Annotated in this window: 14 protein-coding genes, 1 tRNA gene and 2 pseudogenes; 13 read left to right on the top strand and 4 right to left on the bottom strand. The window is 63.9% G+C overall.

Going from position 1 to position 14,336, the window contains the following annotated elements; all coding sequences use genetic code 11:
- Positions 1 to 128: 128 nt before the first annotated feature.
- Positions 129 to 836 (bottom strand): inorganic diphosphatase, encoded by a 708-nt coding sequence (locus EEB11_RS14195; protein WP_135432369.1) that lies wholly within the window; start codon positions 834 to 836, stop codon positions 129 to 131.
- A gap of 160 nt (positions 837 to 996) precedes the next feature.
- On the opposite strand from EEB11_RS14195, the gene EEB11_RS14190 reads away from it, so the two are divergent.
- From EEB11_RS14190 to EEB11_RS20460, 8 genes and pseudogenes are all read left to right on the top strand, one after another.
- The gene (locus tag EEB11_RS14190; protein WP_135432367.1) at positions 997 to 2,091 is read left to right on the top strand and encodes an ABC transporter ATP-binding protein; all 1,095 of its coding nucleotides are present in this window, start codon (positions 997 to 999) and stop codon (positions 2,089 to 2,091) included.
- A 24-nt stretch (positions 2,092 to 2,115) separates the two neighbouring features.
- Positions 2,116 to 3,069 carry an ABC transporter substrate-binding protein gene (locus tag EEB11_RS14185; protein ID WP_135432365.1) on the top strand — a complete coding sequence of 318 codons (954 nt, stop codon included), beginning with the start codon at positions 2,116 to 2,118 and terminating at the stop codon, positions 3,067 to 3,069.
- 11 nt (positions 3,070 to 3,080) lie between these two features.
- A complete protein-coding gene (locus tag EEB11_RS14180; RefSeq protein WP_135432363.1) occupies positions 3,081 to 4,754 on the top strand; it encodes an ABC transporter permease in 1,674 nt (557 codons plus the stop codon).
- A 76-nt stretch (positions 4,755 to 4,830) separates the two neighbouring features.
- A complete protein-coding gene (locus EEB11_RS19585; RefSeq protein WP_167852750.1) occupies positions 4,831 to 5,004 on the top strand; it encodes a hypothetical protein in 174 nt (57 codons plus the stop codon).
- An 80-nt stretch (positions 5,005 to 5,084) separates the two neighbouring features.
- Positions 5,085 to 5,384, top strand: coding sequence for a hypothetical protein (locus EEB11_RS14175; RefSeq protein ID WP_135432361.1), 300 nt, complete (start codon positions 5,085 to 5,087; stop codon positions 5,382 to 5,384).
- A 46-nt stretch (positions 5,385 to 5,430) separates the two neighbouring features.
- Positions 5,431 to 6,351 carry a DUF6635 family protein gene (locus tag EEB11_RS14170; RefSeq protein WP_135432359.1) on the top strand — a complete coding sequence of 307 codons (921 nt, stop codon included), beginning with the start codon at positions 5,431 to 5,433 and terminating at the stop codon, positions 6,349 to 6,351.
- Between the two features lie 309 nt (positions 6,352 to 6,660).
- Positions 6,661 to 6,882: pseudogene (locus tag EEB11_RS20465) on the top strand (P-type ATPase actuator domain-containing protein); the annotation flags it as partial.
- 88 nt (positions 6,883 to 6,970) lie between these two features.
- Positions 6,971 to 7,381, top strand: a pseudogene (locus EEB11_RS20460) (HAD-IC family P-type ATPase); the annotation flags it as partial.
- 47 nt (positions 7,382 to 7,428) lie between these two features.
- Here the strand turns inward: EEB11_RS20460 and EEB11_RS14160 are convergent.
- Both EEB11_RS14160 and EEB11_RS14155 read right to left on the bottom strand, forming a co-directional pair.
- Complete coding sequence (locus EEB11_RS14160; protein WP_135432357.1) at positions 7,429 to 8,475, bottom strand: CNNM domain-containing protein; 1,047 nt, start codon at positions 8,473 to 8,475, stop codon at positions 7,429 to 7,431.
- Positions 8,472 to 9,848 carry a hemolysin family protein gene (locus tag EEB11_RS14155; protein WP_135432355.1) on the bottom strand — a complete coding sequence of 459 codons (1,377 nt, stop codon included), beginning with the start codon at positions 9,846 to 9,848 and terminating at the stop codon, positions 8,472 to 8,474. Before EEB11_RS14155 ends, EEB11_RS14160 begins: the two co-directional genes overlap by 4 nt.
- A gap of 374 nt (positions 9,849 to 10,222) precedes the next feature.
- Here EEB11_RS14155 and EEB11_RS14150 point away from each other — a divergent pair, with 374 nt between their 5' ends.
- The 3 genes from EEB11_RS14150 to EEB11_RS14140 all read left to right on the top strand — a co-directional run bounded on the left by EEB11_RS14150 (position 10,223) and on the right by EEB11_RS14140 (position 12,281).
- Entirely contained in the window at positions 10,223 to 10,966 is a 744-nt protein-coding gene (locus EEB11_RS14150; protein WP_135432353.1) for a 2-keto-4-pentenoate hydratase, read from the top strand.
- Between the two features lie 232 nt (positions 10,967 to 11,198).
- The gene (locus EEB11_RS14145; RefSeq protein ID WP_135432351.1) at positions 11,199 to 11,537 is read left to right on the top strand and encodes a hypothetical protein; all 339 of its coding nucleotides are present in this window, start codon (positions 11,199 to 11,201) and stop codon (positions 11,535 to 11,537) included.
- 129 nt (positions 11,538 to 11,666) lie between these two features.
- The gene (locus EEB11_RS14140) at positions 11,667 to 12,281 is read left to right on the top strand and encodes a hypothetical protein (protein WP_135432349.1); all 615 of its coding nucleotides are present in this window, start codon (positions 11,667 to 11,669) and stop codon (positions 12,279 to 12,281) included.
- 144 nt (positions 12,282 to 12,425) lie between these two features.
- Here EEB11_RS14140 and EEB11_RS14135 read toward each other — a convergent pair.
- Positions 12,426 to 12,501: transfer RNA gene (locus tag EEB11_RS14135), tRNA-Ile, on the bottom strand.
- A gap of 153 nt (positions 12,502 to 12,654) precedes the next feature.
- Between EEB11_RS14135 and purM the strand changes: the two genes are divergently transcribed.
- Both purM and purN read left to right on the top strand, forming a co-directional pair.
- Positions 12,655 to 13,701: a phosphoribosylformylglycinamidine cyclo-ligase gene (gene purM / locus EEB11_RS14130; RefSeq protein ID WP_135432347.1), complete on the top strand. Its 1,047-nt coding sequence runs from the start codon at positions 12,655 to 12,657 to the stop codon at positions 13,699 to 13,701.
- Complete coding sequence (purN, locus tag EEB11_RS14125; RefSeq protein ID WP_135432345.1) at positions 13,698 to 14,297, top strand: phosphoribosylglycinamide formyltransferase; 600 nt, start codon at positions 13,698 to 13,700, stop codon at positions 14,295 to 14,297. The genes purM and purN overlap by 4 nt, the downstream gene beginning before the upstream one ends.
- Positions 14,298 to 14,336: the final 39 nt, after the last annotated feature.

The following is a 14,336-nucleotide window of genomic DNA, read 5'->3' as shown; positions in this document are numbered from 1 at the left end:
AACCCCGCACTGCGGTTTGCGCTTGGTCGCGCCGATGTGGTTCGCCTTCACCGCCAATAGAAAAGGTCTTGCAGCCCAGACGGCTGCAAGACCTCATTTCATGTCACGAAAACTGCAGGTCCTGCAGATCAGCGCGCGGCGTCAAAGTTCGCGGCGGCAGCCTCAAGTACGGCAAGGGCGGTGTCGGCATCCTCGAATCCCTTGCCCGCCATGCCACCATCCGGCCCCTTGTAGCTTGCAAACCACAGGTCGATGATCTGGCTGACACCGGCGAATTCGGCATCCAGCTGCGCCATCGACTCGATATGGGCAAAGGGCGAGTCCTTGGCCAGAACGGCGATCAGCTTGTCGTCCTGTTCGCCGCCATCCAGCATCTTGAGCACACCGATCACCCGCACATCGGCGACGGTCCCGCGCGGCACAGCCTGACCCAGCACGATCACATCCAGCGGGTCGCCATCGCCGCCCAGTTCCTTGGGCAGGGCGGTTCCGGGGATCGAGCCGTAATTTGCGGGATAGCCAAGGTAGTTGATGACGCGGGGCTTGTCGTTTTTCAGCTCCCAGTAAACGGCCTTTGGATCCTCCTTGCTGACTTCCCATTTGGCCGAGGTGCCGGACGGAATTTCGATGATGGCCTTGATGGTGCCATCGTCGTTCATGGCCTTCAGACCCATCAGCTCTTCGGTACCGACGATGGTAAAATCGTCCTGCTTGGTCATCGCGGCATCAAACGGCGTGGTGTCTGACCATGCCAGATCACCAAGGCTTTGGGCCTGTGCCATCGGGGCAAACAGGGCAACACAGGCAGCGGTCGTCAACATCAGGGTCTTGGTCATTGGGTCGTCTCCTTGTGCGGTTCAGAGCGGCGCATAGCAGGCAGATGTGACGGTTCGATCACAGAGTTGCTTGAAGCCCTGCCCGGGCGGCGCAGAAAACCTTCATCTGCGTGTCACACTGAGCGCCTACGGGGGTGGCATCGGAACAAGGGGTGACCCGTTGAGCGCTCGGACAAAATCAGACAAAGCCATCTGCGCGAAGGATCTGACGCTGAACTATGGCACCACTCAGATCTTGCGGGGCATTGATGTGGCACTGCCATCCGGGCAGACGCTGGCCCTGCTCGGGCCATCCGGCTGCGGCAAAACCACGTTGTTGCGGCTGGTTGCGGGCCTTTTGGCTCCGACCACGGGCGAGATTGCGATTCATGGCCAGCTGGTTGCCGGCCCTTCGGTCTTTGTGCCGCCTGAAAAGCGACAGCTTGGCATGGTGTTTCAGGATTATGCCCTGTGGCCGCATCTGACGGTGGCGGGGAATGTGGCCTTTCCGCTGGAAATGGCGGGGGTTGGCCGGGCCGAGCGTGAGGCACGGGTCACGGCGGCGCTGGACCGGGTCGGGTTGGCGGCCATGGCCGCGCGCAGCCCGTCGGCATTGTCAGGCGGCCAGCAGCAGCGCGTCGCCATCGCGCGCGCCATCGTGGCCGAGCCGCGCATCGTGCTGTTCGACGAACCCTTGTCGAACCTTGACCGCGAATTGCGCGAAACCATGGTGGCAGAACTTGGCGCGCTTATCCGCGGGCTTGGGCTGACGGCGATCTATGTCACACATGACCAGTCCGAGGCGCTGACGCTGGCCGATCAGGTCGCGGTGATGGACTCCGGGCAGATTGCGCAACTGGCCTCGCCCGAGCATCTGGTCGAGCAGCCTGCCAGCGCCAAGGTCGCCGAATTCCTGCGGCTGGGCGCGGTGTTGCGCCTGTCGCGGGATGCGAAGGGGTGGGCCTGTGCCGGGCATGACCTTGGGCCGCTGGGGGGGCCACAAAGCGCCGCCGCCGATGTCCTGATCACACCACGCGCCCTGCGGAGGATCGATGTCGATGCGGCCGCGCTGACGGGTGAGGTGCTGGCCGCACAGTTCCGCGACACCGGCTATGCGGTGACCGTGCGGCTTGATGGGGCTGCCGCAGACGCCCGCGCGGGCACAGCAGGCACCGGCCAGACGGTCCAGATTTCAAGTGATACCCGGCTCCGCATCGGGGAGCGTGTCGGGCTGCAAATTCTCCCTGACCGTCTGCGCTGGTTTCCGGCGCCCTGACCCTTCATGCACAAGGATAGTCCCATGTTGAAAACCGCCTTTCATGCCTCGGTTGCCGCAACCGCATTGTTTGTGGCCGGCAGCGCTTTGGCCGATGTCACCGTCTATACCGCTGGCCCGGAAAAGCTGATTGCCGATCTGGCCGCCGGTTTCACCGCCGAAACCGGAACCAAGGTCGAGTTCTTTCAGGCCACCACCGGCAATGTCATGGCCCGGATCGAAGCCGAAGCCGCCAACCCGGTTGTCGATGTGCTGATCTCGGCCTCATGGGATACCGCGACCGATTTCGCCGCGCGCGGCTGGCTGGAGCCCTACACCAGCCCGAATGCAGAAATGGTGCCGGATTTCTTGAAGACCGATACCGCCGTTGCACAGGGTGTGGCTGCGCTGGCCATTGCATGGAACCCGAATTCCGGCACGCCGCGCCCGACCGAATGGGCCGATCTGGCCAAGCCGGAGTTCAAGGATCTGGTGAACCTGCCGGACCCGGCAAAATCGGGCTCGGCGTTTGAACTGGTTGCGGCGCTGTCTGCGGGGGGTGACATGGCAATGTTCGACAGCCTTTCCGCCAACGGCGCGATTGTTGCCGGTGCCAATGCCGATGCGCTGAACCCGGTGCTGCAAGGTGCCAAGGCCGCCGTCTTCGGCGCGGTGGACTACATTGCGCTGAACGGTCAGGCCAAGGGCGAGTCGATCGAGGTGATCTTCCCGGAAAGCGGCACCGTCATCGCGCCGCGCCCGGTGATGATCATGGAATGGTCGCAAAACCAGGATGAGGCCAAGGCCTTCGTCGACTACATGCTGTCGGATGCAGGACAGGCCATCGTTGCCGCACAGAACCTGATGCCTGCGCGTACCGACGTGGCCGCCGACCGTGCGCTGATCGCCGACCTCAAGATCCTGCCGATCGACGCCGCCGGCGTCTATGGCAAACGCGCCGAGACGCTGGAGGCGTTTTCCAAAGCCTTCGCGCAGTAAGGGACCGACACATGGCGCGCACGGTCGAAAGGGTCAGCCCCTCCGTCATCATCGCGGCGGCAGGGTTGGCACTGGTCGTGGCCGTGCCGTTTGTCTTCATCATCCTTCAGGCGATTTTTCCTGAACTTGGGCGCGGCTCGCTGGCCGCGCCCTTTTCTGCACTGGCGGGCGCGCTTGGCGATCCGGCTCTGATCGGCATGACCGGCAACACCTTGTTGCTGGGGGTGCTGGTGGTCGGGCTGTCGGCGCTGATTGGGGTGCCGCTGGCAGTGGCGCGGGCCTTGTTCAAGGTGCCGGGCGCGGTGGTCTGGGATCTCATGTTCCTGATCCCCTTCATGATCCCGCCCTATATTGCCGTGTTGGGCTGGATCATGGCGCTGCAACCGCGCGGCTATCTGGAGCAGTTGGTGGGCGTCAACCTTGCGTCTTTTCTGTTTTCGGTGCCCGGCATTGTCGTCATCATGACGCTGAACAGCTTTCCGGTGGTCTATTTTGCGGTGTCGCGCACGTTGGAAACGGTCGGGTCACGCTATGCCGATGTGGCGCGGGTGTTCGGGGCCAGTCCGGCGCGGGCGTTCTGGCGGGTGACGCTGCCGCTGTCGACGCCGGGCCTTGCCGCGAGCCTGCTGCTGGTCTTTGCCATGGCGATCGAGGAATACGGCACGCCTGCCGCCCTTGGCGCGCGCGCCGGGTTCGACGTGCTGGTCACCGCTATCGACCTGCGGGTCTCGGACTGGCCGATTGATCTGCCGGGTGCGGCAATCCTGTCGCTGGTGCTGGTGGCACTGTCCTTTGGCGCCTTCCTGATGCAACGCTGGATCCTGAGCCGCCGGTCTTATGAGGCGACGACAGGCAAGCCGCAGGGCAGCCCCAAACGCGACCTTGGGCTTTGGAAATGGCCCGTGCTGCTGGCGTTCGGGCTGGTGGCCTTTGTGGCGACGGGCCTGCCGCTGCTGGCGATACTGGCGGGCGCGCTGTCGAAAACCATTTCCGGCGGGCTGGTCTGGTCGAACCTTGGATTCAGCAATTTTGCGGCCATTCTGGGCGATACGACCGGTGCCCTCAAGGCGCTGGGCACAAGCCTGTCGCTGGGTGTGGCCACCGCCCTTGTTACCGGACTGCTGGGCGCGCTGTCAGCCTATGCGGTGGTGAAGTCAAAAGTGCGGGGACGGGGGGTGATCGATGTTTTGACCATCCTGCCCAATGCCTTGCCCGGTATCGTGGTGGCAGTCGGGCTGATTTTGGCGTGGAACCAGCCGTGGCTGCCTGTAACGCCCTACAACACAGCGCTGATCCTGCTTCTGGCCTATTGCTGCATCTTGCTGCCACAGCCGGTGCGCTATGCAACGGCGGCCTTTCACCAGATCGGCGACAATCTGGAGGCTGCGGCGCGGGTTTCTGGCGCCTCGTCGCTGACCGCGTTCCGGCGCATCCTGCTGCCGCTGATCGCGCCCAGCCTGCTGGCCGCCATGCTGCTGGTCTTTGCGGTTGCCTCGCGTGAGCTGGTGGCGTCGGTGGTCGTGGCCCCGGTGGGTGTGTCCACCATTTCCACCTATATCTGGCGGCAATTCGAACAGGGATCGGTCGGCCTTGGCATGGCGATGGCTTTCGTGACGATTCTGATCACCACAGCCCTGCCGTTGATCGTACTCAGCCTGATGGGGCGGCGGGGCAACCTGTTGTGACCCTGTTCGCCCAGATCACCGACCCGCATCTGCGTGATGATGGCGCGGACCCATCTCGGGCCACAGCCACCGCGGCATGCAAAGCCTTTGGGCCGGGGTGGTCGCCAGCACCTGCGCGGCCAGCGGCCACGGGCTGAGCCTGGCGCTTGCGGGAACTCAGCCGCACAAACCCAAGGCTCTGCTCCCCGGATTCGAGCTGCATCTTGTGACGCAAGGCTCGGTCATCAGTCATCAGATCACGCTGACCTGACCGCCCCGCCATCCGCACGCTTGCCAGAGAACGCGGCAAGCTGGCTGGCGAAGTCTTCTGTGCACTGCCATATATGGCAGATGACACGGCTTTTGGCACTTTGGCACGGCGACCTGACCCTTCGGCAGGCCTTTTGGAATTGGGCGCTGTTCGGCGGCCTGCTGGTCAATGTCACCACCAGCCTGCTTTTCTTGGCTTTGCTGGCCGACGACCACCCGTGGCTTGCGCTGAGTGTCGGCTATGGGCTGTCTGTGCCCTACAACGTTGTGGTGACGGTTGGCGTCTGGCGATCCGCCAACCGCCATGATGGATCACAGACGCAGGCTGATGCGGCGCGGGTTGCGACGCTGATTTTGATGACCGTGCTGAGTCTGACATGAAAACAGTCTGCTGGGGCAGGATGGCAAGCGGATCGGGAGAGGGCAGATGACGCGGCGCACCGATACGCATGGCCTCCAGGACCGGGTGGAGGCGTTCGTCCATCGCCATTTCACATGGCCCGGCACTTTGCATCTGCACCGCGCCGCAGCCGGGTTAGACATTCTGCGGGCACCGGTCAACGTCGTGCTGTCGCCGATCCTTGTTCTGGTCAGGCTCGGAGCCTGGATCTGTCGCAAGCTGGGCATGGCGCGCATGGCGGGCTGGCTGCTGGCACGACGGCTGCTGCTGCGCACGGCGGTGTCGGCGCGGGTCGAGGCCGCGATCCTGACCGAACTTCTGGATGCGCCGCTTTCTTCGGGCACCGCCATCCCCGACCGCGCCGCCTTGTCGCGCGCCATCCTTGCCGCACCCCGGTTTCGGGAAGTGATCCGCAGCCGTGGCACCGTAGCCGAGGCGCAGGCCGCGGCTGACCGGATCGTTGGTGCGGTGGGTGACTACACCGCCACGCGGTCGTCGATTGCCGAGTTCACCACCGGCCTTGTGACCCTTGCCATCGGTGCCATCGTGTTTCAGGCGCTGACCCCGGGCATGATATCGATGGCCCCCGGTGTCGCGCAAGCGGTGTCACACGGCACCGCCGTTGCAGATTTTCCGCTGGGTGCACCCTTGGGTGGCGTCTGGTACGGCGTCTTTCCGGTCGGGCCGTCGCCCGGGCTGATCGCTGTGACGGTGCTGGCACTGATGCTGCTGGGGTCGGTGATTGCTGCCTTTGCAGGCATTTTTGCCGATCCGCTGCAGGCGCGGCTGGGCATCCATCGCCGCAGATTGATGCGCCTGTTCCGGACGCTGGATGCCGAAATGGACGGCACCCGAGACATGCCCTTTGCCGCGCAAGAGCATCTGCTGCCCCGGACCTTCGATCTGTGGGATGCGGCCTTGTCGGTGCTGCGGGTCTTTCGCGGCTAAAATGGATGTGGCCGCTGTTTTCCGGTAGCAACGGCCCGCCCTTATGTCGGTGACCCGCACCCCGGGGCAGACCCGGACCTTGGCGTTGCAGGTTTTGCAGCCGACCGCGAGGGGTGAACCCGACGCCGGTTTGTGCAAGGTCAATGCCCTGCCGCGTCGAATATGCGATTGCGCCTGTACCGCCCAGTCGTCGGCAGTTCTTGATGAGGTTTTCCACCATTTCTGCGTTTTCACAATGTCCTGATCTTTGTGCTGATCGGTGCCGCTGTCATCACCGGGGCGTTGCAACACTGGATCGATATCGGCGTGATGCTTGCGGTGGTGCTTGCCAATGCCGTCATCGGCTTTGTGCAGGAAGGCATGGCCGAAGCCGCGATGGCGGCGATCCGCGGGATGCTGGCCCCACGGGCGGCGGTTCTGCGCGGTGGTCAGCGCATATCGGTTGACGGGGCGGCCCTTGTTGTGGGGGACGTTGTGCTGCCGGAGGTCGGCGACAAGGTTCCGGCAGACCTGCGCATCCTGCAATCGCATGGTCTCGCCGCCCAAGAGGCGATGCTGACCGGCGAATCCGTTCTGGTCGACAAGATGGCGGATGCTGTTCCGGCCGAGGCGGCGCTACTGTCGGGCGGCGGGCATCTGGGTGAAGATGATCACTGGCGATCATGCCGGTACGGCCACCGCCATCGCCGCGCAGATCGGGTTGCAGAACCCGCACCGCGCGCTGACCGGGTCAGATCTGGATAAACTGGACGATGCACAGCTTGCGACGGAAGTCACCACCGTCGACGTCTTCGCCCGCACCAGCCCGGAACACTAGCTGCGCCTGGTGACTGCATTGCAGGCCAATGGCCTGTCGGTGGCCATGACGGGCGACGAGGTCAACGACGCCCCGGCGCTGAAACGCGCCGATGCCGGCATCGCGATGGGGCTGAAAGGGTCCGAGGCGGCGAAAGAGGCCGCTGATCTGGTGCTGGCCGATGACAATTTCGCCTCTGTCGCCTGCACCGCACATCTGCGGCGGCCTTTGTGGAAGATCTCTGCATCGAAGGCACGTTGACCCGCCATTCCCGCGCTGCCTCATGCCGCCTGAGTTGCCGCCACCGCCTTTTGCGCAGCAATCCCGGCGGGCAGCACCCGCTTGAGGATGTCGGCAAGCGTGATGATGCCGCATACCGCATCATTGTGCATAACGATGGCAATCTGCACGCTAGATCCGCGCATGCGCGCAAGGGCCTCATAGACCGGGGTCTGGGCATCAAGCACAAAGGCGCGCCGGGCGATATCGGCTGCGGGCTGGGTGTCAGGCAACAGCAGCGTATCGCGCACATGCACGACCGACGGTGGTCCATCGCCCTCGGCCGACATCAGAATACGCATGTGCCCGGACTGCAAGCCCGCCGCGCGCACATCAGCAGCCGTTGCCTGCGGCAAGACCTGTGTCGGTGCCACGTCGGTCACGACCAGTGCGATGACCGGCATGGTGCCAAGGTCGATGAAGCCAGACAGCTGTTGCTGCATTTCCGGCTCCAGCGTGCCAACCTTGGCCGAATGTTCCACAAGCTGGCGGATGGTCGCGATATCGCGTCCGCCGACAGCCGCACTTTCGACAGGCTCCACGCCCGATGCACGCACAAGACGGTTCGCAAGCCCGTTCACCCACCCCAAAAGCGGCCTGAGCGGCCAGATATAGGCGCGCGAAATCACCCCGATGGCGAGCGCGGACGTTTCAGGGTGCGCAATGGCCCAGGACTTCGGGGCCATTTCCCCCACGACCAGATGCAGGAAGGTGACCACGAACAGCGACAGACCGAACGCGGTGGCACCCGCCACCCAGAACGGCAGACCCCAGGTCAAAAGCACCGGGCCAAGCCAGGCATCAACGGCAGGTTTGGTAACCGCCCCCAACGCAAAGGTGCAGACCGTGATGCCCAATTGTGCGCCTGCCAGCATCAATGTCAGGTCGTTCATCCCGCGCAACGCCGCGCGGGCCGAGACGCTGCGCGGCGCAAGCTCTTCGAGCCGGTGCCGCCGTGCGCCAAGCAAGGCAAATTCGATGATCACGAAAAACGCGCTAAGGGCAATCAGGAGGGCGGTGATCAGGATTAAAGTCAACGCGCCGCTCATCGGTCATCCTCTGTCATTGCAATTTCGACCAGCCGCACGCGCAGCTCGGTCGGAATGTGGCGCTCGACACGCAACACATCCACCTCCAGCCTGCGGCGCATCGGTTGATCAGACACCAGCTCTGCCGGGTCAATCGGCAGGTCGACGGTCACCGTATCGCCTTCGGACGGCAGGGCACCGAGTTCGGCAATCAGCAGGCCCGCCACAGTCTCGACATCGCCGCGTGGCAGGTCATAGCCAATGGCGCGCTGCACCTCGTCAAGGTGCACGTCGCCGTCCATGATCCAGATGTTGTCGCCGTCGGGGACAAGCGAAAAGCCGGTATCCGCGTCATGTTCGTCGGTGATCTCGCCGACGATTTCCATCGCCAGATCTTCGATCGTCAGAACCCCGGCAAAGCCGCCGTATTCGTCGATCACACAGGCAAGCTGGTTGTCAGACTTGGTCAGCTGGGCAAGGGCATCGGGCAGCAGCATCAGGGTGGGCATCACGGTTGCCGGTCGCATCACAGCAGACACCGGCTCATCGGCGCGCCCGGACACCAGACGTTCCAGCACATCCGCCAGATGCACCACACCCACGGGGGTGTCGTCGTCGTCGATCACCGGATAGCGGGTGTGGGCGCGCGCCATCAGGCCGCGCAGCTCGTCCAGCGTCGTGTCGGGGCTGACCCAGTCGACCTGCGATCGCGGCACCATGGCATGCTCGACATCCTGCTTCGGAAAATCGAGGATGCGGTCCATCATCAGCGACAGTTCCACCGGCAGGTCACCACTGTCGCGGCTGTCGGCGATGATGCGCGGCAGGTCGTCCGCCGAGGCGCTGACATCAAGATCATGCACCGGCTCGATCCGCAGCGCCCGCAGCAGCAGGTTCGCGGATTTGTCGAAAAACCCGATCAGCCAACCGAAGACAGTCAGGTAGATCAGCGTTGACCGCGCAAGGCCGCGCGCCAGCGGTTCGGGGTTCGCGATGGCAAGGTTCTTGGGGTAAAGCTCGCCAAAGATCATCTGGATGATCGTGGCGGCGACCAGCGCCAGCGTGGTCCCGACGCCAACACCCACCGCAGTGGGCACACCTGCAACGCCGAGCAGCGTTCCCAGGGAATTGCCGACCATCGGCTGGGCGACAAAGCCGACCAGCAGGCCGGTGACGGTGATGCCAAGCTGCGCGCCCGACAGCATGAAGCTGGTGCGCCGGGTGACCGCAAGCGCGCGCTTGGCCGCCACATCGCCCTCGGCAGCCCGCGCCGCAAGCCGCGTGCGGTCGACCGACATATAGGCAAATTCTTGCGCGACGAAATAGCCATTCGCCGCAATGATTGCGAGAATGACAAGGATCCCGATCAACAGGAACAGGATGGCTTCCATCATCGCAGCACCAATGAGACGGAGTGAGTTTCTCGGAAAACGACTCTGGTATGGTTGTCCACGGAGGAGGGGCGCCTGTTTTGTTGCGAATGCTTCTCAGATGTGGTGTCCAACCTGTCCCTTCAATCCCTCGCCAGACAATCTTTTCTGACGTGCGGTTTCAGGCCAGCGGGCGCTTGCGGCGGTAAGATCCGCTGGAACAGTCTTCCAATGACGGGGTCGCATCGGCAAAGGGTGCGGGGTCATTCCTTGGCGAAGTCTTGACAAAGCTTGCACGACGCGGCCTGGTCAGCGCCACGGGGTGCAGCCGGACTGCCCTTTGTCTTGTGGTTGGGGGCAAGCACGCCTGCCTTCCACACCCGTGCGGGAGTGCCTCTATGCCGGACCATATCAGACAGCTCGCCGCCGCCCTGAGCGGGGCCTTTTCCGGCCCGCGCCTGTCTGCACTTCCGCCTGAAAGTGCACCGCGTGACGAGGCGGAGGCCTATGCCGTGCAGACAGCTGTGCTGGGGGGTGAAGCGGTGGCGGGCTGGAAAGTCGCCCCGATCCGCAATGGCGTTATCCGCACCGCCCCGCTAGCGGCGTCGCGGCTGCTGCCCGATGGTGGCGCGCTGCCCGCCGGTCTGGTTGACCCGTTGCTGGAGGTCGAGCTTGCGCTTCGTCTTGCGCAGGATGTGCCGGACCGCGCCACCCCGGACCAGGTGCTGGCTGCCCTGGGCGATCTTTGTGTGGCGTTTGAAATCCTCGACTCGCGTTTTGCAAGCATTTCGGCTGTGCCCGCCCTGACCGGCCTGGCCGATGCGCAAAGCAACCGTGCCTTTGTTGCAGGCTCTGTCGGGGTGCCTTGGAACACGGTAGAGATGGCCACGGTGCCCCTGTCGATCTTTGGTGATGACCAACTGTTGCAGCAAGCCAAAGCTGGCCCCAGCAGCGCGCAGGTGGTGGAGGCGGTGATCTGGCTGGCAGACCACGCCGCGCAGCGCGGGGTGCCGCTGCGCCGGGGGCAGATTATCATCACCGGGGCGCGGCTTGGCCCGATGCCGATCCCGCCTGGACGTCAGATCCGTGCCACCGGTGGCGGCATTGGCGAGGTGCATGTGGTCACGCCCACCCGGCGGTAGAGGTCAGGGCCCGTCCGGGGGATCAGGCGTGTGTACCGGATGTGCGCGCCTGTTCCCCTTGAAGCCACAGCAGCAAGCATCACACTGCGGTCATCGCGGCGGAGCGGCGAATCGGGCCTTTCCGGGTCCTCTGGGGGAAACCGACCGATGTTTATCAATGTCCTTTGCCCCAGGTCTGGCTATGCTCTGACCATATAGATCCGGTGCCAAGCCATGAAAATCCGCAGCATCCATGCCACCCCCGGACAACATCCCCTTTAGGGCCCCGTATCGGTTCAGCTATGGCGCGACCGCGTCGCTGACCAAGACGGTGATCGAACTGCTGGCCGAAGACGGGGTGACCGGGCTTGGCGCATGTGCAGATGGCGACCGCGCGGCGGATGTGGCACGCATGGCCGGACGGCTGATCGGGCATGATATCCACGACATCGGCCCCGCGCAGCGCCTGTGCGTGCCCCGCTCATCCTGTGACGTGACGGCGCCGCGTGGCGATGTGCTGGCACTCTGCGGCCTGTCAGGCCGCAGGCACGCCGTGCAGGTCTGTTGGTCCGTGCAGGGCCTGACTGCATGATGTGGCACTGTCTGACGCTGCATCAGACGGGTTTCGTGTACATCAAAGGCCGCCATTCTGCCTTATTTCTTCCCAGTACGGTGGTTAACAGAGCTGCAGTTATCCTGTTGACCCATTCTGGAGATGATCATGTTGAAGACCCTTTCAGCCTCGTTTGCCGTGGTCCTGTCCCTGACAGCAGGCGCTGCGCAGGCGACAACCATGCTTGAAAGTGACTTGGGTGAGTTTTCCAAAAACTGGAAAAAACCGACGGTCATCGATGCCGGCGTCACCGCAGTGTCTGGAACATGGTCCGGTTCAAACGATCGTGACATTCTCAGCTTCGGCTTTCTGCCTGCCGGAAAGCAGACCCTCACCGTGATGTTCGAAGCCATTCCCGGCTTTGGTTACAGCTATTCTGCCGGTGGGACTGTGCTGTTCAGCACGTCGGCTTTTCGGTGGAACTGGGATGGCACCTCTGCAGCAGGTGGCGGCGTGAACTTTGGCCATTACAATGCTGGAACGCCGATCTTGCGGACCATAGAGCTTGGGGATGACTTTGCCGGCCAGCTTTGGCTTGGGCTTTACGGCACCCATTCCAAACCGCTTCGCTATAACATTTCCTCCAGTGCCCTTCCGGCTGCGGCGGATATGGCCCCCGCCGTCGTGCCGGTGCCTGCCGGCCTGGTTATGATGCTGACCGCGCTCGGCGGGCTGGGCGCACTGGCCTTGCGCCGCCGCAGGATAACGGCCCCGGCAAGCTGATACATCACGTTCCAAGCGTTTTTGGCGGTGCCGAAGCGGGAAAGACCTCGGGCCTGTCGCAAGACGGGGAAGCGAGCACCCCCCGCACCTGCACCGCTGTTTCATGTCGGCGATGCACGAATTTATCCGCAAAAAAGCGAGCGTTGGTAGGGCCGGAGGGACTCGAACCCCCAACCAAGGCGTTATGAGCGCCCGGCTCTAACCATTGAGCTACAGCCCCGTACCGCTGCCTTGCCTAGCAGATCAGACGGGCAGGTCAAGAACGGGTGGGCGGGTCAAGGCTGGGCGGGCTGGGCATCGGCCTCTTTGTTGCGCGTGCAGTGTGAAACGCGTAAAGGACGCCAACAGCGGATTCCCTGAACGGAGACGGGCAATGACCAAAGGCCACAACGGGTTGACCTATGCCGATGCGGGCGTGGATATTGACGCGGGCAATGCGCTGATCGAGCGGATCAAGCCTGCCGCCAAACGCACGATGCGGTCGGGCACCATGGGGGGGCTGGGCGGCTTTGGCGCACTGTTTGACCTGAAGGGCGCGGGCTATACCGATCCGATCCTTGTGGCGGCGACCGATGGGGTGGGCACCAAGTTGCGGATCGCGATAGACACCGGCAATGTTGATACCATCGGCGTCGATCTGGTGGCGATGTGCGTCAACGATCTGGTGTGCCAAGGGGCAGAGCCGTTGTTCTTCCTTGATTATTTCGCAACCGGCAAGCTCGATTTGGATCAGGCCACCCGCATCATCACCGGCATTGCGGCGGGCTGTGAAGCCTCCGGCTGCGCCTTGATTGGTGGGGAAACAGCGGAAATGCCGGGCATGTATCATGGCGGCGATTTCGACCTTGCGGGCTTTGCCGTCGGCGCGATGGAACGCGGCACCGATCTGCCGTCGGGCGTGGGGCAGGGCGATGTGCTGCTGGGGCTGGCGTCGAACGGCGTGCATTCCAACGGCTACAGCTTTGTGCGCAAGGTGGTAGAGCTGTCGGGGCTTGCGTGGGATGCGCCGTCGCCGTTCAGCGACGCGACGCTGGGTGCGGCTTTGCTGGCCCCCACACGGCTGTATGTCAAGCAAGCGCTTGCGGCGGTGCGGGCCGGGGGCGTGAATGCGCTGGCCCATATCACCGGCGGCGGGCTGACGGAAAATCCGCCGCGCGTGATTCCCGAAGGGCTGGCCTGTCAGATCGATCTGGATGCCTGGGATCTGCCGCCGGTGTTTGACTGGCTGGCGCGGACGGCCAATATGTCGGAACCCGAACTGCTGAAGACCTTCAACTGTGGCGTCGGCATGATGCTGGTGGTGGCGCAAGACCGCGCGGATGCGCTGACCGATCTGTTGCGCGCCGAAGGCGAAACCGTGATCCGCATGGGGCAGGTCGTGGAAGGCGAGGGCGTGATCTACACGGGCCGCCTGCTGTGACACGGGTTGCCATCCTGATTTCGGGGGGTGGCTCCAACATGCTGCGGCTGGTGCAGGATATGCAGGCGGGCGGCTATGCAAAGCCGGTGCTTGTGGCGTCAAATGACCCACAGGCGGCGGGTCTGGCCCGGGCGGCGGCGTTGGGGGTGGCTGTGGCGGCGGTGGATCACCGGGGCTTTGGCCGCGATCGGGCCGCGTTTGAGGCAGAGCTGTTGCGGCCCCTTCTTGCGGCAAACCCCGATGTGCTGTGCCTTGCCGGGTTCATGCGGGTGCTGACCCCGGATTCCGTCCGTCGTTTTGCGGGGCGGATGCTGAACATCCACCCGTCCCTGCTGCCAAAATACCCCGGGCTGCACACCCATCAGCGCGCGCTCGACGCGGGCGATACGGCAGCAGGGTGCACGGTGCATCAGGTGACGGCGGAACTCGACGCCGGACCGGTGCTGGGGCAGGCGGTGGTGCCGGTTTTGCCGGACGATACGGCGGACACATTGTCCGCCCGGGTGCTGGTGCAGGAACACCGGTTGTATCCGCTGGTGCTGCGCCGCTTTGTGGCAGGGCAGCGGGAGCCAGTGTTTCTGGACTGCAACCAATAACCGACCAACAGCCATTGTCATCGCCCATCGCGGGACAGC

The organism is Pseudotabrizicola sediminis, assembly GCF_004745575.1.
Lineage (GTDB): Bacteria > Pseudomonadota > Alphaproteobacteria > Rhodobacterales > Rhodobacteraceae > Pseudotabrizicola > Pseudotabrizicola sediminis.
This window is presented reverse-complemented; position numbering and strand designations above follow the sequence as displayed.